The following is a 20,252-nucleotide window of genomic DNA, read 5'->3' on the forward strand; positions in this document are numbered from 1 at the left end:
CACCCCATATGTCCGCATTGGAGACGCACGTGGCCACGAACCGCCCCGAGCTCGCGCGGCGCCGCCTCGGTGGCACCGACGTGTCCGTCACCGCCGTGGGGCTCGGTTGCGCCCCCATCGCCGGGCTGTTCACCCCCGTCGATCCCGCCGTCGCCGCCGCCACCGTCGCGGCCGCCTGGGACGGGGGCATCCGCCACTTCGACACCGCGCCCCACTACGGCGCCGGGCGCTCCGAAGAGCGCCTCGGGAGCGCTCTCGCCGGACGCCCGCGCGAGGAGTTCACGCTCTCGACCAAGATGGGTCGCGTCCTGGTCGACCACGACGGGCCGTGGGACCTGTGGGCCGAGCCCAACGGCAAGGCCTCGGCGTTCGACTTCTCCTTCGAGGGCGCCTACGAGGCCCACCGCGGCTCGCTCGACCGGCTCGGCCTCGACCGCGTCGACGTCGGCCTCGTCCACGACGCCGACGACCACCTCGACGAGGCCGCCGCGGGCACCTACGCCGCGCTCGCCGAGCTCCGGTCCGAAGGCCGCATCGGCGCCATCGGCATCGGCATGAACTCCACCGGCGCGGCCGCCGAGCTCCTCTCCCGCGGCGACTTCGACGTCGCCCTCGTCGCCGGGCGCTACACCCTGCTCGACCAGTCGGCGCTCGACGGGCTCTATCCGCTGTGCCGCTCGCGGGGCGTCTCGGTCATCGCCGCCGGGGTCTTCAACTCCGGGATCCTCGCCGACCCGAAGCCCGGCGCCACGTTCAACTACACGGCCGCCGACGCCGCGCTCGTCGAAAAGGCCCTCGCGATCGCCGCAGTCTGCGCCCGGCACGACGTGCCGCTGCGCGCCGCCGCCCTCCAGTTCCCCCTCGCGCACCCCGCCGTGGCGTCGATCCTCGTCGGCGCCCGCACTCCGGCAGAGGTCGACGACGCCCTCGCGATGTTCGCCCACCCGATCCCCGAAGCGCTGTGGCATGACCTCAAGCGGACGGGACTCCTGCCCGAGGAGGCACCCACGCCATGACGACCCGTCTCGTGATCGACGCGCACCACCACCTCTGGACCGCCGACTACCCCTGGCTCGCGAGCCGGCCGGAGTTCGCCCCGATCAAGCGCGACTACGGCGTCGCCGATCTGCGGGCCAACCTCGCCGCCGCGGGCGTCGACCGCACCGTCCTGGTCGAGGCCTCCTGGGGCCACCCGTCGGAGACCGTCGAGTTCCTGCACCTGGCCGGTGCCGTGAACGAGATCGCCGGCGTCGTCGGCCACATCGACCTGCTCGGCTCCGACCTGCACGCCGTCCTGGCCCGCTACCAGGGCCACCCGCGGGTCCGCTACCTCGTGGGGCTGCGGGACCAGATCCAGGCCCGGCCCGAGGCCGACTTCCTGGCCCGGCCCGACGTCATCGCCGCGCTGAAGACCATCGCGCAGACGGTCCCGACGTTCGACCTGGTCGTGCGCGTCGACCAGCTCCCCGCCGCCGCGAAGGCCGCCCAGGCCGTGCCGGAGCTGGAGTTCGTCCTCGACCACCTCGGCAAGCCGCAGGTCAAGGACGGCACCGAGGGCCTCGGGGCCTGGCGCGAGGCCGTCACCCCGCTCGCCAAGCAGCCCAACGTGACCGCGAAGCTCTCCGGGCTCGTCACCGAGGCCGACTGGAAGCGGTGGGGCCCTGAGGATCTGCGCCCGTTCGTCCAGGCCGCACTGGAGCTGTTCGGGCCCGACCGGCTCATGTTCGGATCCGACTGGCCCGTCTGCGAACTGGCCGCCACCTACACCCGCGTCAAGGACGCCCTCACCGAGATCCTGGGCCGCGAGGACCCGGACGTCTTCTCCGGCACGGCGGCGAAGACCTACAAGCTAGGAGTGAAATGAGATACCTGCGCATAGGCGAAGCCGGACACGAGATCCCCGTGGTGGCCCACGGCGGCAAGCACTACGACCTCTCGGGGCGCTGCCGCGACATCGACGGCGAGTTCCTCGAAAGCGGCGGCGTATCCGGTGTGGATGGACTGCCGGAGATCGACGTCGACGGGCATCGCGTGGGCGCGCCGATCGCCAGGCCCGGTGCGGTGGTGTGCATCGGCATGAACTACGCCGCGCACTGCGCCGAGTCCGGCGCCGAGCCGCCCGCCGAACCGGTCGTGTTCTTCAAGCACCCCAACACCATCGTGGGGCCGAACGACGACATCGAGATCCCGCGCGGCTCGTCCAAGACCGACTGGGAGGTCGAGCTCGGCGTCGTCTTCGCGAAGCGCGCCTCCTATCTGGAGTCCGAGGCGGCGGCGCTGGAGTGCATCGCGGGCCTCGTCGTCGCCGACGACGTGAGCGAGCGCGAGTTCCAGATCGAGCGCTCCGGCGGCCAGTTCTCCAAGGGCAAGGCCTGCCCCACGTTCAGCCCGCTCGGCCCCTGCCTGGTGACGCCCGACGAGGTCGCCGACGTGCAAGGACTGCGCCTGTGGTCCAAGGTCAACGGCGAGGTCCGGCAGGACTCCAGCAGCGCCGACATGATCTTCTCGGTGGCGCACCTGGTCTTCCACATGTCGCAGTTCATGGCCTTCGATCCCGGCGACCTGCTCCTGACCGGCACGCCCGAGGGCGTGGCGCTGTCGGGCCGGTTCCCGTACCTGAAGGAGGGCGACGTCGTGGAGGTCGGCATCGACGGCCTCGGACAGACGAGGAATCCCGTGGTGCAAGCGTGACGCCCCGCGCCCGTCACGCCCACCCGACATCGCGAGCGCTTCACGCTCACAGCGCCAAGCCGGCACCGCACCCACCATACTGGTCCTGAATGGAGTAATAACCGATGAACGGATTCGAGGGTCTCACCGTCGCCATCTCCGGAGGCGCCTCCGGGATCGGCGCGGCCTGCGCCGACGCCTTCGCCGCACGCGGCGCGAACGTGGCAGTGCTCGACCTCAACGCGAGCGACGAGCACTGGTCGACCGCCTGCGACGTCGCCGACGACCACCAGGTCCGCACCGCCGTCGCCGCCGTCGCCGAACACTTCGGCGGCATCGACGTGCTGGTGAACAACGCCGGGATCGGCGCGCAGGGCACCGTCGAGGAGAACTCCGACAAGCAGTGGATGCGCGTGCTGGACGTGAACGTGCTGGGCATGGTCCGCCTCGCGCGCGCCTGCCTGCCGCACCTGCGCGAATCGGCCGCGCCCGCGATCGTGAACACCTCCTCGATCGTGGCGAGCACCGGCCTGGTCAAGCGCGCCCTCTACGGCGCGTCCAAGGGCGCGGTCCACTCGCTCACCCTCGCCATGGCAGCCGACCACGTCGCCGAGGGCATCCGCGTCAACTGCGTCGCGCCCGGGACCGCCGACACTCCGTGGGTGGCGCGGCTCCTGGAGCAGGCCGAGGACCCCGCGGAGGAACGCCGGAAGCTGGAGGCGCGCCAGCCCACCGGGCGGCTCGTGAGCGCCGAGGAGGTCGCCGCCGCCGTGCTCTATCTGGCCGACCCGGCCAACAAGGCGGTCACCGGCACGAGCCTCGCCGTCGACGGCGGCACCGCGGGACTGCGCATCGTCCGCTGATCATATTATTATCCTGGTGGGGATAATCCTTCACAGGATTATCCTGTATCGGACATCTTTTATGATGCGGTGATGTCCTTCCTCAACCGCGCCTCTGAACTGGCACTGCTCCGCGAGCGCGCCGCCAGTGCGGAAGCGGAATTCCTGGTCGTCTACGGCAGGCGCCGGGTCGGCAAGACCGAGTTGCTGACGCAGCTGGCGCGCGACTGCCGCTCGGTCTACTTCGAGGCCACTCCTTCCACCGCCATCGGCCAGCTCCGAGGCTTGAGCGAGCAGCTCGCCCGCGCCACCGGCGACCGCGGCTACGCCCGCCGTCCGCTGATCGACTGGGGCCAGGCCCTTGACGCGATAGCCGACTTCGCACGCGACGAGCCGTCCCTGGTGGTGCTCGACGAGTTCCAGTTCCTGGCCCGACAACACCAGGGGATGGAAGGCCAGATCAACGTGTGGTGGCGCGAGACGGGCCGGCATCTGCCGATCACGCTGGTGGTGGCCGGAAGCGAGGTCTCCTTCTTCGAGGACGAGGTACTGGCCGGGACCATGTACGGCAGGCGGACGGGCCAGTTGAAGGTCCTGCCGTTCCTGGCGAAGGACGCGGCGCTGTTCCACCCCGGCTACACGCCCGAAGACCGGATCAGGGCGTTCGCGGTGTGCGGCGGCATTCCCTACTACCTGGAGCGCTTCGATGACTCGCGGCCGCTCCGCACCCACCTGCTCCAGGAGATCATCAGTCCGACCGGGATTCTCCATTCCGAAGCGGAGCTGCTGCTTCGCCAGTCGATCACCAGCCCCGAGAACCACTTCGCGGTCTTGGGGGCGATCGCGCACGGGTACAACCGGAACTCCACGATCGCCGACCGCACCGGTCTGGCACCGGCCCAGGTACTGAAGACACTGCGAGTGCTGGAGCGGCTCGGACTGGTCGAACAGCTCCGTCCGATGACCGCCCCCGCGCGCAGCAAGAAGACGGCCTACCGCATCGCCGATCAGTTCCTCAGATTCCACTGCCGTTTCATCGAATCCGACCGGTCGCTCACGCGCACCGCCGAACTGGCCGAGTCGTACCTGGCGGGTTCAGTCCTGCCGAAGTTCGACCATTTCGTCTCCGAGGCATGGGAAGAGGTATGCCAGGAGTATGTGCTCCTCAATGCCCCCGAGGTGGCCAAGGTCGGACGCTGGTGGGGCAACGTCCCCACCGGACGGGAACGTCGAGTGGAGATGCGCGAGATCGATGTCGTCGGGATCGATCACGACCAGCGCGCCACCGCGATCGGGATGTGCAAGTGGACCTCCACCGAGGTCGACTTCGACGAGTTGAACCTGCTCGACCGGCTCATCCCGCATATCGAGCGGACAGTCGAGCACCCGATGCGGTATCTGTTCTCCCGCAGCGGCTTCAGTGAACGGCTGCAACGCCATGCGGTCGACGACCCTTACCTGACTCTGATCGAACCGATCGACATCTACCGATAGCATCTGAAGCGGCCATGTTCACGGGATTCACCGAGTGGGACATCGAGACCGGGCCGGGCGTCACGCTGCACGGCCGGTCCGGCGGCTCCGGGCCGCCCGTCGTGCTGCTGCACGGGCATCCACGGACGCACACCACCTGGTATCGCGTCGCGCCGGTCCTCGCGTCGAGGGGCTTCACCGTGGTCTGCCCCGACCTGCGCGGCTACGGCCGCTCCACGAAGCCCGATCCGGACCCGGAGCATCTGACCTACTGCGACCGCGCCATGGCGGGGGACGTCGTCGCGCTGATGTCCGCGCTCGGCCACGAGACCTTCGCGATCGCCGGTCACGACCGGGGCAGTTATGTGGCCTACCGGACCGCCCTGGACTTCCCGCAGCGGGTGTCCGCGCTGGCCGTGTGCGACAGCGTTCCCATCATCGAGGCGCTGGAACGGGCCGACCGCCGTTTCGCCGCGAAGTGGTGGCACTGGTTCTTCTTCGGCGCCTCCCCGCACGCCGAACGAGTGATCACCGCGGACCCGCTGGCGTGGTATCGGCCCGACGAATCGAGCATGGGCGGCGACAACTACCGCGACATGGTGGCGGCCGTGTCCGATCCCCGGACCGTGCGGGCCATGCTGGAGGACTACCGGGCCGGGCTGTCCGTGGACGCCGAGCACGACGCGGCCGACCGCCGGGCCGGGCGACGCATCACGGCCCCCACGCTGGTCATGTGGTCGCGGTACGACGACATGGAAGCGCTGTACGGCGATCCGGCCGCGATCTGGGAGCCGTGGTGCCGGCAAGCGGTGCGCACCGCGGTGGTCGAATCGGGCCACCACATGGCCGAAGAAGCACCTGCCCAGGTGGCCGACGCCCTCGGCGCGTTCCTCTCCGACGCCGTCGGCGGGCCTTTATGTGCCGAGTGGGTTGAAACGCAACCGAAGACGACTCGAACGCCACGGACTCGCCCCGGTCCATGTTCCACGGCAATGCGATCGGGCAACTGTGACCGCGGTCTCTAGACGCTTTTGGACCGTTAGCGTGTCATAAGTTGCGGGACACCAATTGGTGTGCAAGAGTTTCAGCACGCGTGTATCCAACACGCACCAACCGAATACCGAAACGCGGCGGGCCGCCGCCCTAACTACCACGAAAGATCGGCGGCCCGCCCCTAGCCAGAGAGGAAACCTCCCATGGTTGGCTTCAGCCTACCCCAAGACCCGGTTCCGGCCTCGGTCAAAATCGACCTGGAACTCCACCAGCCCTACCGAACGTGGTTCGGTCTCGGACGCCTGCGGTGCGAGTGGTGCCACCACAAATGGGGCGCCCACGGCTGCCCGCAGCGCCGCTCGGCCGTGAAGCTGCTCGCCTCCTGCGTCGGCTCTCCTTCGCTTCGCGGCGTCCTCGCCAACCTCATCGGCTTCACCTGGGGCGGTGCCGCATGACCAACCCTGAACGCATCGTTCTCGGGCGGTTCACGCTTGAGCACCGGCGGATCGAGGTCTACCAGATTGTCGGGAGGTCTGCCACTTCGGTGCGGCTGCGGCGCATCGCTCCTGAGCCGGTGGTCGATCTGGGGTACATCAACCGGATCGGGTCGCCGTTCTCACGACTGCACCTGTACCGCGCCGAATGGTCACCTGCGTTGCGGCGGGTCGCCAAAGAGCACGCGGCGGGGATCTGGTTGCACGCCGCGCAACATGAGGCGGAGGTCGACGGATGAGCCTGCACTTCGTCGACAAGCTCCCGGTGTTCGGCTACCGCGAGATCGACGGCCTTGATCTGGCCTTCGCCTGGATCTGGGGCCAGTCCTCCCTGCGCGTGACCTTCGTCGATGTCGATCCTGCCCTGATCGGCCGTGTCACCCATCTTGACGGCCTCCCGCGCCTGGTCGCCGCACCCGACAACCTCGCCTGGCTCCACCAGGACGACCCGGCCCGCACTCTCGCCGTCCTCGACTTCGCCACCGACCTCTGGAGACGAAAGGATTCCATCATCCGCACCTGCGACGGCTGAATCGAAACCCTATACCCTATACCCTATATCTTATATCTTATATCTTATATCTTATATCTTATAGAGTATAGGATGACCCGTTCCTTCGACAGGTAAAGCCTCAAGAAGCCGGGCGAGGCGCGTCTTGTTCGCTGATCCTTTTGGGAGGCAACACTTTCGGGTGTAACCTTACGGCTACTTTCAGGCACGAACCGGTTGATTTCAACATGTCCTGATAAGACATGATGAAAACACGCAAGGCGGACCGAAATCGCGCGAGAAGAGTTCATAGACTCAGCTCATGCAACATCGCTCCCCCCGAGCAGCCGCAGTCGGCGTCGACCTGGGCACCGTGAACACCACGGTGTCGATCCGCGGCCGCGGCGAGCGTCCCGACGTCCGCGTCCTCGACGGCGTTCCGGTCGGCGACCGCGATGCGGCCGCGGACGCGCTCGCCGCCGTGTTCGCGCGCGTCCGCGTCTTCCGCGACGACACCGCCGGAGGCTCGGCGCCCCTCGCCGTCACCGCCCCCGTCTCGTGGGAGCGCGACCGGTACCGCGAGGTCGCCGATGCCGCCGAGGCGGCCGGTCTCGGGCGGCCCTCCTTCGTCCCGGTGGCCGAGGCCGCCGCCGTGTACGTCGAGGCCCGCGGCCACGAACTGGAGCCCGGCGCCGCGCTCGTCGTCTACGGGCTCGGCGCCACCGGCTGCGAGGTCGGCGTCGTCCGCCGCGACGAGGACGGCCACACCGTCCTGGCCGCGCACGGCGCGGGCGAGGTCGGCGGCGACGAGTTCGACCACCTCGTCCTCGCCTACCTCTCCGGCAGGCACGGCGACGACGACCGCGGGTTCTGGGACCGGGTCGACGGTCCGGACGAGGCGGCGCTGCGGCCCGCGCTGCTCGCGGAGATCCGGCGCGCCCGCGAGCGGCTCTCCGAGCACGCCTCGGCCGACATCACGCTCCCCGAGGCCGGGCTCGAACTCCAGCTCACCCAGCAGGAGCTGGAGTCGTGCATCGCCGAGCCCGTCGAGCAGACCTGCGACCTGGCCGCCGCGGTGATGGAGGCCGCCGGAGTCGGCGCCGAGGAGGCCGGCGGGCTCCTGATGATCGGCGGCGCGAGCCGCACCCCGCTGGTCGTGGCGCGGCTCGCCGAGCGGACCGGCCTCAAGCCGGTCCTGCCCGACCGGCCCGAACGGGTCGCCGCCGAAGGCGCCGCGCTCACCGCGCTCCCCGCCGCGCCCGTCGAGGCGGGCCGTCCGCGGCTGCGCCGCACCGCCGCGCGGGTGAGCGTCCTGGCGGTGCTGCTCGCGGTGCTGGTCGGCGGCACCGCGATCTTCGGATCCGAGCTGAGCACGGGCGAGAGCCAGGAGCCCCGCGGCGCGGACTCGACCCCGGCCACCGGCGAGACGGCCTCCCCCGCCGACGGCGAGGCCGGCTCGGGCGGCGCGGGCGGCGTTCCCGAGGGCGACCCGCAGACCCAGTCACCCGACGCCGAGGAGGCCGACGAGACGGAGTCCGCGGACGGCGGCGGCGAGGCGCCCTCGCCGACCGAGGACGGCCGCGAGGAGAGCGCCACCGCCGGACCGGTGCCGGACGTCACGACCATGTCGTCGCAGGAGGCGGAGCAGACCCTCACCGACGCTGGATTCACCAATGTGGACTTCAATGGCGAGCCGGATCCGCTGTTCGGCCCCTGGTACGAGGACTGCGAGGTCAAGGAGCAGGACCCGGCGCCCGACACGCAGCTGGCCTTCGACGAGCTCGTCACGGTCACCTACTCCGGCACCGAAGCCGACGGCTGCGAGGAGTGACCCGGACGCCGTTACCGAACAGCGTTACCAAACCCTATGTGACCATTGAGGCCGGTGGGGCCGGTGTGTGACATGCGCCAGTGGCCCATGTCGCCTCATGACAGCGCAACAGATCTCGTCTGCGTCGCAAACCACACCATATATACCGACCTGATAACAAATTCAGTCCATTTCGGGAGTGGCGGCATCAGAATTCACTTTCACAAGCGAACATCCAGGTATGCCATCCGATTCGAACCGGTCTACGACCGCGCGCCGGAGCGCGAACATACGGGACCGAGGTGTGACCGTCAGCGACGACGCCGTCGTCAAACAGCTCATCACGCCGCTGCGCCGCTACATCCCAGTCAACTGGTTCGATTGGGAGCCATTCGGAAAGCGGCCCAAGAGCTGGTGGCCCGACCTGGTGCTGATCCTCGCGTTCATCGCCATCGCCGCCCTGCTGACGTTCCCGTCGCCGCTGGTCCACATGGACTGGGAGATCCGCGAATGGGTGTGGCGCCACAAGGTCGAATGGGTCAGGGACGTCTCGCGCCTGGCGACCGAGCTCGGTCAGGCGCGCACCGTCGCCACGATCACCCTGGCCCTGGCCGTCTGGTCCGCACTGCGCTTCCGCAGCATCCGGCCGCTGCTGATGTACGTGCTGTCGTTCATCACCCTGGTGGTGATCCTGGTCGTCAAGCACATCCTGGGCCGTCCCCTGTCGCAGCACCTGTGGCAGCTGCACGAGGTCTCCCCGGACGGGGCCATGCTCTTCACCTACTTCGAGCAGGGCGGCGGCGGCAACATCGAGGGCGCGACCGCCTTCCCCTCGGGGCACGCGGTCAACACCGCGCTGCTGTTCGGCCTGATCGTGATGCTCGTCGGCGGCCTGCTGCCGGTGTGGGCGCGCTGGACGCTGCTTCTGGCCCCGCCGGTCCTGGTCTTCGCCTCGCAGGTGTACATCGGCCAGCACTGGTTCTGGGACGAGCCGGCCGGTCTCCTGCTCGGCCTGTTCATCATCCGCAGCGCCAAGCGCGTGCCATGGGCGACGATCCCACTGGGGCCGCTGGAAGTCTTCGAACCGGCGACGCGCAAGACCATCCTGATCGCGACGCTGCTCATCCTGGGCGTCATGGTCACGCCCGCGATGCCGCTGGTCCCGGCGCTGGCGTCCGCCGTGCTCCTGGCGGGCCTCTCCCTGCTCTGGCTGTGGCTGAAGCTGCGCGAGGCGAAGCGGAGCGAGACCGCGCAGGTGCCTAGCCAGCCGTCCGATAGCTCCCAGTGAGCTTGACGCCGTCACCGCCGTCGGCGACCTCGCCGATCGTCCACGCCTCGACGTGGCGGGCGGTCAGGACCGCGAGCGAGCGGTCGACCTGATCGGGGGCGACGATGGCGACCATGCCGACCCCCATGTTGAAGGTCCGCTCCATCTCCTCGTCGCCGATCCCGCCGGTGCGCTGCACGACGTCGAACACCGGGTTCGGCGTCCACGTCGAGCGGTCGACGGCGACGCTCACGCCGTCGGGCAGCGCCCGCACCAGGTTCCCGGCGATGCCGCCGCCGGTGATGTGCGCGAAGGCGTGCACGTCGCACTCCTTGGCCAGCTCCAGGCAGTCCTTGGCATAGATGTGCGTGGGGGTCAGCAGCTCCTCGCCGAGGGTCCGCTGGCGGCCGAACTCGGGCACCTCGGTGGCCAGGTCCATCTTCCCGACGCCGAACAGGGCCTCGCGCACCAGCGAGAAGCCGTTCGAGTGGACGCCCGAGGCCCGCAGGGCGATCGCGACGTCGCCGGGCTTGACCCGGTCGGGGCCCAGCAGCGCGTCGGCCTCGACGACGCCGACGCCGGTGGCCGAGATGTCGTAGTCGTCCGGCTTCATCACGCCGGGGTGCTCGGCGATCTCGCCGCCGATGAGCGAGCAGCCCGCGTAGCGGCAGCCGTCGGCGATCCCGGCGCCGATGTCGGCGATCCGCTCGGGCACGACCTGGCCGGTGGCGATGTAGTCGAGCAGGAACAACGGCTCGGCGCCGCACACGACGAGGTCGTCCACGACCATCGCGACCAGGTCGATCCCGACCGTGTCGTGGATGTCGAGCTTCTGCGCGATGACGAGCTTGGTGCCCACGCCGTCGGTGGAGGAGGCGAGCAGCGGCTGTTTGTACTTCTCGGTGTCGAGCGCGAACAGCCCGGCGAAGCCGCCGATGCCGCCGACGACCTCCGGCCTGGCGGTCTTGCGGATCGAGGGCTTGAGGGCCTCCACGGCCCGGTCGCCGGCGTCGATGTCGACGCCCGACGAGGCGTAGGAGATGGTCTTCCGAGTGGTGGTGCCGCGGCTCACGCTGTGGTCCCTTCCCGCACTGACGTGCTCGCTGAGTCGACTGTTCGGGGTGCTGAAGGTTCGAGGAGGTGCTTGCCGATGAGGTCGGCGGCGGGGAGTTCGATCGGGTACTCGCCGGTGAAGCAGGCGCTGCAGAGCCTGGAGGCGGGCTGCTCGGTGGCCCGCACGAGCCCGTCGAGGGAGACGTAGCCGAGGCTGTCGGCGCCGATCTGGGAGCGGATGCCGTCGACGTCGAGGCTTCCGGCGATGAGCTCGGCGCGGGTGGCGAAGTCGATGCCGTAGAAGCACGGCCACTTGACCGGCGGCGCGGAGATCCGGATGTGGACCTCGACGGCCCCGGCCTCGCGCAGCATCCGCACCAGCGCCTTCTGGGTGTTGCCGCGCACGATCGTGTCGTCGACGACGACCAGGCGCTTGCCCTTGATCTGGTCGACCAGCGGGTTGAGCTTGAGGCGGATGCCGAGCTGGCGCAGCGACTGGGACGGCTGGATGAAGGTGCGGCCCACGTACGAGTTCTTGGTGAAGCCCTGCCCGTAGGGGATGCCGGACTCCTCGGCGTAGCCGATGGCCGCCGAGATCCCCGACTCGGGGACGCCGATGACCAGGTCGGCGTCGACGGGCGCCTCGCGGGCGAGGGTGCGGCCGACCTCGACGCGGGTGGCGTAGACGCCCCGCCCGGCGAGCTTCGTGTCGGGGCGGGCGAGGTAGACGTACTCGAACAGGCAGTTCTTCGGCTCGGGGGCGGCGAAGCGCACCGAGCGCAGCCCGTACTCGTCGATGGCGAGCATCTCGCCGGGCTCGACCTCGCGCACGAACGTGGCGCCGATGGTGTCGAGGGCGGCGGTCTCGGAGGCGACGGCCCAGCCGCTCGCGAGGCGGCCGAGGACCAGCGGGTGCACGCCCTGGGGGTCGCGGGCGGCGTACAGCGCGTTGTCGTCCATGAACACCAGGCAGAACGCGCCGCGCAGCTGCGGCAGGACCCGCTCGGCCGCGGCGGCCACCGACTCGTCGGGGTGGGCCGCGAGCAGCGCGGTGATCAGGTGCGTGTCCGAGGTGGTGCCGCCCATGTCGATGCCGAGCCGGTCGACCTCCTTGAGGAGGTCCGCGGTGTTGACGAGGTTCCCGTTGTGGGCCAAGGCGATCGCTGTGCCCGTGGAGGTGGACCTGATGGTGGGCTGGGAGTTCTCCCAGGTGGAGGCGCCGGTGGTGGAGTAGCGGGCGTGGCCGATCGCCAAGTGCCCCTGGAGCGGCGCGAGCGTGGACTCGTCGAAGACCTGCGCCACGAGGCCGAGGTCCTTGTAGACGACGGTGCGGGAGCCGTCCGAGACGGCGATCCCCGCGGCCTCCTGACCGCGGTGCTGCAGCGCGTACAGCCCGAAGTAGGTGAGCTTCGAGACCTCTTCCCCGGGGGCCCAGACGCCCATGACGCCGCAGGCGTCGCGAGGACCTGGCTGTTCGGGATCGAGTTCCGTGGTGAGTCGACCGTCACCTCGGGTCACTGCAACTCCTCGGTTCGCTGAGGCGGATGGATGGCTCGCGGGCCTCACCATGGCTGGGCCGATAGAGAACTCGCAGGTCTATGACTCGCAGGCTTCGCCATGCTGTGGGCTCGGCAGGGACTGCCTTGTCACAGTCTATCCGACCTGGCGCCGAACTCCACCCTCCCGATCGGGCGAGTATGCGCCGCCGTCGAGTCCTTCGTCACCACGAGCGGGGACGGTCGTCCCACTCGCCCCAGCCGCGGCGCTCCTCGTCATCGCGGCGGCGCGAGTTCGGGGCGCCCTCGTCCTCCGGCCGGTCGGCGGCGTACGGGGAGGGCGACGGGCTCGGCGACGAGTGCGAGCCGTACGGCGCCTCGCCGGGGCCGCCCTGCGGCATGGCCTGAGTGGGCGCCGGCGCGTACGGGTCGGCGGCGGGCGGCGCGCTCGCGGGCGGCTGCGGCGGCTGGGAAGGCTGCGGCGCGTACGGGTCGCGGCTCATGCCGCGGCTCGGGTACGGGTCGGCCGACGGCTGCGGCGGCTGCGACTGGTGCAGCTGCTGCGAGGGCGGCTGCGACGGGGCCGGGGAGGGCGGCGGCGCGTACGGGTCGCGCGAGACCGGCGGCTGCGAGCCCGAAGGCGGCTGCTGCGGCGGATCGAACATCGAGGCGCCCGGGCCCGGGCTCGGCCTCCTGCCCGGCGGCGTCGGGGACGGCGTCGGCGAGGGGTACGGCTGAGTGGCGCCGGGATCGGAGAACGAGCTCTGCGGCGGACGCGAGGACATGTTCGCCTGCGGCATCACCTGGGTGGCGTCCCCCGGGGCGGGCGGGACGGGGCCGGACGCCTGGACCCTCGGGAGGAGCTGGGTGCCGTCGGGACCCATGGCGGGCGGCGGCACGGGCGGGGCGGCCGGGGGCGGCGGGGCGGAAGGCGTCCCGGCCTGCGGCATCACCTGCGTGGCGTCGCTGCCGGGCCCGTACGCGGGGCCGAACCCGGAGGTGGGGGCGCCGTACGCGCCGACTTCCCGGTCCTGGACGAGCGGCCCCTGGTGGATCATGGTGGGCGCGTCCTGGCCGGGCGCCGGTCCGGACTGGTAGACGCCGGGGCTGCCGACCTGGGCCGCGGTGGGCTGGTGCTCGGGCGGGGCGTCGGGGGCGAAGCTCTCGCCGTCGTCCTTGTCGTCGTCCTTGCCGCCGCGCAGCAGGAAGATGATGCCGATGATGCCGCCGACGACGAGCAGGCCGCCGATGATGATGAGGACGATCAGGGTGCCCGAGAGGCCGCCCTCGTCGGGCTCCTCGCTGGGCTCGGCCGACGCCTCGGTGGGTGCGGCGCTGGTGGGCGCGGCGGTGGTCTCCGTCGGCTCGGTCTCCACGGGGGTCATGGTGAAGTTCTGCGTGAAACTCGAGCCCGCGTTGACGGTGATGGGCTCGTCGAGGTCCTCGAAGCCCTCCCTGGTGGCCTTCAGGTTCATCTCGCCGGGCGCGATCGGGTCCTGGCCGCTGCCCTGGAAGGCGAACTCGCCCTTGTCGTTCGTGGTGGTCTCGTGCTCGTGGCCCTCGCCGTCGGTGAGGACGACCTCCGCGTCGGTGACCGGCTCGGCGTTCGAGGTGATGGTGCCCTTGACCTCGGTGACCGTCTCGGGGCCGCCGTGACCGGCGACCGTGACGCCGGTCTTCTGCTCGCCGGAGCTCTGGCCGCCGCCGTTGATCTTCAGCTCGCCGCTCTTGCTCTGCCCCTCGGGCAGCTCGGACTCGGGGGCCGGGGCGACGAGGAACTGGATCTGGACGGGCTGGACCACAGCGTCGCACTGAGCGACACCGACACCTATGCGGTGACAGACGCCATCCTGCACATCGACGCTGGCGTACCCGTCAAGCCCCGACAGGCTCGCGGTCACAGTGATCGGTTGACCAGCCGGGTTGTTGTGCTGGGGTATGACGTTGACAGTGACGGTGGCGGGCGCGCCACCGATGTCGATATAGGGGTTCTGGCCGGAGATGATCTCGTGCCGGAAGCTGTTGGGCTGGGCGGAGGCCGGTGTGGCGAGGAGGAGCGCGCCGAGCAGGACGCCAAGGGCCGCGGCGAGGCCGGTGAGGCGCGCACGCAGGCGACCCCGTGCCCCCCGCCGGGACCGCGAGACGTTAGTCTTGGTCCGGCTCGGTTCGGCCGCTACGGTCATCTACATCCCCTCCTGGGCATGCCATCGGGCACAACTGTACGGCTCGCGAGCCACCCCGCCGACGCTCGCTGGGCCGTGCGCCGGTCGAGCCGCGGGCGCGCACGACTCACCTACGGCCACGGGCCGTCGACGCCACTATGCCTGGTCTCGTTTCGGTCACGGGATCCAGGGGGTGGGAGCACAGCGGTGCGCGCCGAATCGCACGGAGCCATCTGGCGAAGTCTAACCGGTTCTGGAGGAGATGTTATGGACGCTGTGGTCGACGCCATCGCCGCGCTCGACAATGGCGAGGAGCCGGACAGGCCGACGCTCAAGGCCGCGGTGCGCGAGCTGCTCCAGGCGCTGGCCGAGAAGGCGCCCGGTCACACGGTGGAGGTGCGGGTGCCGCCGTACGGCGCGGTCCAGTGCGTGGAGGGCCCGAGGCACCGCCGCGGGACGCCGCCGAACGTCGTCGAATGCCGTCCGATCGTGTTCGTGGAACTGGCCACAGGCCGCCTCGACTTCGCCGAGGCGGTGGCGACCGGAAAGGTCATGGCCTCGGGCCAGCGGGCCGACCTCTCCGACTTCCTGCCGCTGATCGACGGCGCCTGAACATAACGCCGCGGCGACGTCTTCACCGCCTCGGGAACGCGCCGAGATCGCTCCGCTGAGGATCACGGTGCGCCTGCGGGTGAGGAACCGGGGCAGCAGCGAGGCGAACCGGTTCAGCCGCCCCGACTGCACGCTCGGCGATCGGCCGCGGTCCAGTGCGCGCATGGCGGTCCGGACCACCTGCTCAGGAGTCTGGTAATTGCCGCTGTAGGCGCCTGTGGCAAGTTCGTCGAAGAACTCGGTCCTGGTGAGCCCCGGCGAGAGAGCCAGCACCCGCATCCCCGTGCCCCGGGACTCCAACCACAGCGCCTCGGTGAAGTTGAGCACGAACGCCTTCGCCGCGGAGTAGACCGCCATGCCCGGGAACGGGGTGTAGGCCGCCATGCTCGCGACGTTGACGAGGACGCCGGAGCCGGAGCGGCGCAGCGGCTCGATGAACGCGCGGGTGAGGTCGACGAGGTTCGCGATGTCGACGTTGATCTCCTTGAGGAGGCGCTCGGGGTCCTCGCGGTGAAAGGGGTCGTCGGTGGCGAAGCCGGCATTGTTCACCAGGCCCGTGACCTCGATCCCCCTCTCGGCGAGCTCGGCGGCGAGGGCGCGGCCCGCCCTGGGCGCGCTGAGGTCGAGGGCGATCGGGATGGCCGCGATGCCGTGGTCCGTCTCGAGTCCGGCGGCGAGCTCCTCAAGGCGGTCGAGCCGACGGGCGACGAGCACGAGGTCGGAGCCGCGGCGCGCGAGTTCGCGGGCGAAGGCCGCGCCGATGCCGGAGCTGGCGCCGGTGACGACGGTGGTCTGGTCCGAGTAGTCTACGGTTCTCATATCTGCACTATACGCAGAATTATGCACTCGGTGCAAATCAATGCGCGATGAACGCCCGGACGTAGACTGAGGGCATGGCCTCCGCACCGAACCTCCGTGAACGCACCCGCCGCGCGGTACGCGCCGAGATCGCGGCGACGGCGATGCGGCTGTTCGAGGAGCAGGGCTTCGACGCGACCACCGTCGACCAGATCGCCGCCGCCGCGAGCATCTCGCGCCGCTCGTTCTTCCACTACTTCGGCACCAAGGAAGACCTCGTGCTCGGCGACACCGAAGCCCTCGGCGAGTCGGTCCGCGCCGCGCTGGAGGCGCGCCCGGCCGAGGAGTCGGCGTGGACCGCGATCCGGGCGGCGTTCATGACACTGCGGTCGACCGAGGACTCGGCCGACGACCTCCTCCTCGCCCGACTGCACCACGACGCCCCCTCACTGCGTGCGAAGCACCTGGAGAAGCACCTGCGCTGGCAGGAGCTCTTGGCCCCCGACATCCAGCGCCGCCTCGGCCTGCCTGAGACCGAGACGCCCGACCCGCGGGCCCGCGCGTTCGTGGCCGCCGCCCTGGCCTGCCTCGACGCCGCCCTCAACGCGTGGTGCGAATCCGGCGGCGAGCTCGACCCGGTGCGGTTGTTCGACGACGCGATCGAGGCCATCAGAGCCTGACAGGACACGGCACCGCCCCGGCACTGAGCGCCGGGACGGTGACATGCTTCCTATATTTTATATCCTATAACTTATATAGTACATCTATATCTTATACCTTATATATTATAGGATATAAGTTGCTTCATTCGCCGAGTTGGGCGGCGATGCGGCCCTTCCAGGCCGCTTCGAGTTCGGCCCTGGGGATGTCGAAGTGGTCCCTCAGGTGCAGGCCGTCGGTGTTCGCGTCCACCACGCCCAGCGGCGTGATCGGCAGACCGCGCTGCTCGCACGCCGAGCGCACCGCCAGCTCCTGGCCGCGCGGAATGACGATCAGCACCCGCCCGGTCGACTCGCTGAACAGGTACGTGAACGGGTCCGCCCCCTCCGGAAGCAGGATGTTCGCGCCCGTGCCCGCGTTGCAGATCGCCTCCACCAGCGCCTGCGCCAGACCGCCCTCGGACAGGTCGTGCGCCGCGGCCAGCTGCTCGTTGCCCGCCAGCCGCGCGAGCAGCTCGGCCAGCTTCATCTCGTGATCGAGGTCCACCTTCGGCGGGACCCCGCCGAGGTGGCGGTGCGTCGCCCACGCCCACTCCGAGCCGGACAGCTCCTCGCCGGTGGTGCCGATGAGCGCGATCGTGTCGCCGCTCTGGCCCAGCCCCAACGGGATCCGCCGGGACACGTCGTCGATGACACCCAGGACGCCGATGACCGGCGTCGGGTGGATCGCCTCGCTGCCGGTCTGGTTGTAGAACGACACGTTGCCGCCCGTGACCGGGATGCCCAGCTTCTGGCAGCCGTCGGCGATGCCGGTGACGGCCCGCTCGAACTGCCACATCACGTGCGGGTCCTCCGGAGAGCCGAAGTTGAGGCAGTCGGTGACGGCGATCGGCGTGGCGCCGGTGACCGCGACGTTCCGGTAGGCCTCGGCGAGCGCGAGCTGCGATCCGGTGTACGGGTCGAGCCGCGCGTAGCGGCCGTTGCCGTCCAGGGCGATCGCGATGCCGACGCCGGTGCGCTCGTCGAGGCGCACCATCCCCGCGTCGTGCGGGGTGCCGAGCACCGTGTTGCCGAACACCGAGGAGTCGTACTGCTCGGTGATCCAGCTCTTGTCGCACAGGTTCGGACTGGCGGCCATGTCGAGGACGGTCCTGCGGATCTCCTCGTCGGTGGACGGGCGCGGCAGCGTCTCGGCGCGGTCGACGGCGATGAGCCCCAGGTCGTTCGGCTCGGCGATCGGCCGGTGGTAGACCGGGCCCTCGTCGGCCAGGCTCGCGGGCGGGACGTCGACGACGGCCTGCCCGTGGTAGTCGATGACGAGGCGGCCGGAGTCGGTGACCTCGCCGATCGCGGTGGCCAGCAGGCCCCAGCGGCGGGCCCGCGCCAGCACCTGCTCGACGTTCGCCGGGGCGACGATGGCGAGCATCCGCTCCTGCGACTCCGAGGCGAGGATGTCGTGCGGCTCCATGCCGGTGGCGCGCAGCGGGACCCGTTCGAGATCGACGTGCATGCCGCCGTCGCCGGCGGCCGCGGTCTCGGACAGGGCGCAGGTGAGCCCGGCGCCGCCGAGGTCCTGGATGCCCTCGACGAGCCCGGAGTCGAACAGCTCCAGGCACGCCTCGATGAGCAGCTTCTCGGTGAACGGGTCGCCGACCTGGACGCTGGGCCGCGAGTCGGAGTCGTCCTCATCGGAGAAGGTGGCGCTGGCGAGCACGGAGACGCCGCCGATGCCGTCGCGGCCGGTCTTGGCGCCCAACAGGATCACGACGTTGCCGACGCCGCTGGCCTGCATGGACTGGAGGCGCTCGCGCGGCAGGACGCCGACGCTGAGCGCGTTGACCAAAGGGTTCCCCTGGTAGCAGGGGTCGAAGAACGTCTCGCCGCCGATGTTGGGCAGCCCGACGCAGTTGCCGTAGTGGCCCACGCCCTCGACGACGCCGGGCAGGACGCGGGCGGTGTCGGGGTGGGAGAGCTCGCCGAACCGCAGGGAGTCCATGACGGCGATCGGGCGGGCGCCCATCGCGATGATGTCGCGGATGATGCCGCCGACGCCGGTGGCGGCGCCCTGCTTGGGCTCCACGAACGACGGGTGGTTGTGGGACTCGACCTTGAACGTCACCGCGAGGTGCTCGTCGATGGCGACCACGCCGGCGTTCTCGCCGATGCCGGCGAGCAGACGAGGCGTCTTCGGGTTCTTCTCCCCGAACTGCCGCAGGTGCACCCTGCTGGACTTGTACGAGCAGTGCTCGGACCACATGATCGAGTACATGGCCAGCTCGGACTGGGTGGGACGGCGGCCCAGGATCTGGCGGATCCGGGCGTACTCGTCCTCGGCCAGGCCGAGTTCGGCGTAGGGCTGCTTCTCGTCGGGGGTGGCCTCGGCCACCCCGACCGTGTCGAGCATCTGTCTCGTCATCGCGCGGCTCCCTCGTTCAGATAGGCCGTAATGGAGGCGACCACGCCGAGCCCGTCGGTGGACGGGCCGGTGAGCGCCTCGACGGCGTGCTCGGGGTGCGGCATGAGCCCCACGACGTTCCCCGCCTCGTTGGACACCCCGGCGATGTCGCGCATCGCGCCGTTGGGGTTGTCGAGATAGCGGAAGACGACCTGGCCGTTCGCCTCGAGCCGGTCCAGCGTCGCCTCGTCGGCGACGTAGCGGCCCTCGCCGTGCTTGGCGGGGAAGACGACCTCCGCGCCGGACGCGTAGGCGTTCGTCCAGGCGGTGGCGGCGGTCTCGACGCGCAGGCGCGCGGGGCGGTTGCGGTAGCGCAGGTGGGCGTTGCGCACCAGCGCACCGGGAAGCAGGTGCGATTCGCACAGCACCTGGAAGCCGTTGCAGACGCCGAGGACGGGCATGCCCCGTCCGGCGGCGTCGCGGACCAGGCCCATGACCTCCGAGAAGCGCGCGATTGCGCCGCAGCGGAGGTAGTCGCCGTAGGAGAACCCGCCGGGCAGGAAGACGGCGTCGACGCTGCGGAGCATCGCGTCGTCGTGCCACAGCGCCACCGGCTCGGCCCCGCCGAGGCGCACGGCGCGGGCCGCGTCGCGGTCGTCGAGCGAGCCGGGGAAGGTGACGATGCCGATGCGGGCACTCATACGGCGTCCTCGCTGAGCACCGAGACGGTGAAGTTCTCGATGACGGGGTTCGCCAGGAGCTGGTCGGCGATGATCTGCGACTGCTCCTCGGCATTGGTCACGGATGGGTCGAACTCGATCTCGACGCGCTTGCCGATCCGCACGGACTTCACATCGTTGACGCCTAGGCGGGGCAGCGCCCCGAGCACGGCCTCGCCCTGCGGGTCGAGGATCTCGGACTTCAGCATCACGTCGACCACTACACGGGCCACGGTCGCACTCCTGTCGGTCACTTGGACGGGACAGGCCAAGCATATTCAGCGGGTCTGACCAGGGCCAGCGACGCGCTCAGGGTGTC

General features: G+C 70.2%; 19 protein-coding genes and 1 pseudogene. 13 read left to right on the forward strand and 7 right to left on the reverse strand.

What is annotated here, in order from left to right; translation table 11 throughout:
• The first annotated feature begins 8 nt into the window (after positions 1–8).
• From H613_RS0114580 to H613_RS0114630, 11 genes are all read left to right on the forward strand, one after another.
• Complete coding sequence (locus tag H613_RS0114580) at positions 9–1,016, forward strand: aldo/keto reductase (RefSeq protein ID WP_035738182.1); 1,008 nt, start codon at positions 9–11, stop codon at positions 1,014–1,016.
• Positions 1,013–1,864, forward strand: a complete 852-nt coding sequence (locus H613_RS0114585) for an amidohydrolase family protein (protein WP_026924395.1) — start codon at positions 1,013–1,015, stop codon at positions 1,862–1,864. Before H613_RS0114580 ends, H613_RS0114585 begins: the two co-directional genes overlap by 4 nt.
• Positions 1,861–2,691: a fumarylacetoacetate hydrolase family protein gene (locus tag H613_RS0114590; RefSeq protein WP_026924396.1), complete on the forward strand. Its 831-nt coding sequence runs from the start codon at positions 1,861–1,863 to the stop codon at positions 2,689–2,691. The genes H613_RS0114585 and H613_RS0114590 overlap by 4 nt, the downstream gene beginning before the upstream one ends.
• A gap of 104 nt (positions 2,692–2,795) precedes the next feature.
• Complete coding sequence (locus H613_RS0114595; protein ID WP_026924397.1) at positions 2,796–3,533, forward strand: SDR family NAD(P)-dependent oxidoreductase; 738 nt, start codon at positions 2,796–2,798, stop codon at positions 3,531–3,533.
• A 72-nt stretch (positions 3,534–3,605) separates the two neighbouring features.
• A complete protein-coding gene (locus H613_RS0114600; protein ID WP_026924398.1) occupies positions 3,606–5,006 on the forward strand; it encodes an ATP-binding protein in 1,401 nt (466 codons plus the stop codon).
• Positions 5,007–5,020: 14 nt separating this feature from the next.
• Positions 5,021–6,010, forward strand: coding sequence for an alpha/beta fold hydrolase (locus tag H613_RS26660; RefSeq protein WP_084546634.1), 990 nt, complete (start codon positions 5,021–5,023; stop codon positions 6,008–6,010).
• A gap of 171 nt (positions 6,011–6,181) precedes the next feature.
• The gene (locus tag H613_RS0114610) at positions 6,182–6,433 is read left to right on the forward strand and encodes a hypothetical protein (protein ID WP_026924399.1); all 252 of its coding nucleotides are present in this window, start codon (positions 6,182–6,184) and stop codon (positions 6,431–6,433) included.
• Positions 6,430–6,711 (forward strand): hypothetical protein, encoded by a 282-nt coding sequence (locus H613_RS0114615; RefSeq protein ID WP_026924400.1) that lies wholly within the window; start codon positions 6,430–6,432, stop codon positions 6,709–6,711. Before H613_RS0114610 ends, H613_RS0114615 begins: the two co-directional genes overlap by 4 nt.
• Entirely contained in the window at positions 6,708–7,004 is a 297-nt protein-coding gene (locus H613_RS0114620) for a hypothetical protein (RefSeq protein WP_026924401.1), read from the forward strand. The genes H613_RS0114615 and H613_RS0114620 overlap by 4 nt, the downstream gene beginning before the upstream one ends.
• 280 nt (positions 7,005–7,284) lie before the next feature.
• A complete protein-coding gene (locus H613_RS0114625; protein ID WP_026924402.1) occupies positions 7,285–8,793 on the forward strand; it encodes an Hsp70 family protein in 1,509 nt (502 codons plus the stop codon).
• Between the two features lie 283 nt (positions 8,794–9,076).
• Positions 9,077–10,060, forward strand: a complete 984-nt coding sequence (locus tag H613_RS0114630; RefSeq protein WP_026924403.1) for a phosphatase PAP2 family protein — start codon at positions 9,077–9,079, stop codon at positions 10,058–10,060.
• Here H613_RS0114630 and purM read toward each other — a convergent pair.
• From purM to H613_RS0114645, 3 genes are all read right to left on the reverse strand, one after another.
• Positions 10,032–11,111: a phosphoribosylformylglycinamidine cyclo-ligase gene (purM, locus tag H613_RS26665; RefSeq protein WP_035738184.1), complete on the reverse strand. Its 1,080-nt coding sequence runs from the start codon at positions 11,109–11,111 to the stop codon at positions 10,032–10,034. The genes H613_RS0114630 and purM overlap by 29 nt on opposite strands.
• Positions 11,108–12,610: an amidophosphoribosyltransferase gene (gene purF, locus H613_RS26670; protein WP_051393368.1), complete on the reverse strand. Its 1,503-nt coding sequence runs from the start codon at positions 12,608–12,610 to the stop codon at positions 11,108–11,110. Before purF ends, purM begins: the two co-directional genes overlap by 4 nt.
• 202 nt (positions 12,611–12,812) lie before the next feature.
• Positions 12,813–14,771 (reverse strand): carboxypeptidase-like regulatory domain-containing protein, encoded by a 1,959-nt coding sequence (locus H613_RS0114645; RefSeq protein ID WP_026924404.1) that lies wholly within the window; start codon positions 14,769–14,771, stop codon positions 12,813–12,815.
• Positions 14,772–15,017: 246 nt separating this feature from the next.
• Here H613_RS0114645 and H613_RS31450 point away from each other — a divergent pair, with 246 nt between their 5' ends.
• Complete coding sequence (locus H613_RS31450) at positions 15,018–15,362, forward strand: sterol carrier family protein (protein ID WP_084546647.1); 345 nt, start codon at positions 15,018–15,020, stop codon at positions 15,360–15,362.
• 45 nt (positions 15,363–15,407) lie between these two features.
• On the opposite strand, the pseudogene H613_RS32140 reads toward H613_RS31450, so the two are convergent.
• Positions 15,408–16,181, reverse strand: a pseudogene (locus tag H613_RS32140) (SDR family NAD(P)-dependent oxidoreductase); the annotation flags it as partial.
• Between the two features lie 74 nt (positions 16,182–16,255).
• On the opposite strand from H613_RS32140, the gene H613_RS0114655 reads away from it, so the two are divergent.
• The gene (locus H613_RS0114655) at positions 16,256–16,840 is read left to right on the forward strand and encodes a TetR/AcrR family transcriptional regulator (RefSeq protein WP_026924405.1); all 585 of its coding nucleotides are present in this window, start codon (positions 16,256–16,258) and stop codon (positions 16,838–16,840) included.
• 124 nt (positions 16,841–16,964) lie between these two features.
• On the opposite strand, the gene purL is transcribed toward H613_RS0114655, so the two are convergent.
• Genes purL through purS form a run of 3 tightly spaced genes read right to left on the reverse strand, consistent with a single transcriptional unit; the run spans position 16,965 to position 20,166 of the window.
• A complete protein-coding gene (gene purL, locus H613_RS26680) occupies positions 16,965–19,235 on the reverse strand; it encodes a phosphoribosylformylglycinamidine synthase subunit PurL (RefSeq protein WP_051393369.1) in 2,271 nt (756 codons plus the stop codon).
• On the reverse strand, positions 19,232–19,915 hold the full coding sequence (purQ, locus tag H613_RS0114665) for a phosphoribosylformylglycinamidine synthase subunit PurQ (RefSeq protein WP_026924406.1): 684 nt from the start codon (positions 19,913–19,915) through the stop codon (positions 19,232–19,234). Before purQ ends, purL begins: the two co-directional genes overlap by 4 nt.
• Positions 19,912–20,166 (reverse strand): phosphoribosylformylglycinamidine synthase subunit PurS, encoded by a 255-nt coding sequence (gene purS, locus H613_RS0114670; protein ID WP_026924407.1) that lies wholly within the window; start codon positions 20,164–20,166, stop codon positions 19,912–19,914. The genes purQ and purS overlap by 4 nt, the downstream gene beginning before the upstream one ends.
• Positions 20,167–20,252 lie beyond the last annotated feature (86 nt).

Source organism: Glycomyces arizonensis DSM 44726 (assembly GCF_000482705.1).
Classification (GTDB): domain Bacteria; phylum Actinomycetota; class Actinomycetes; order Mycobacteriales; family Micromonosporaceae; genus Glycomyces; species Glycomyces arizonensis.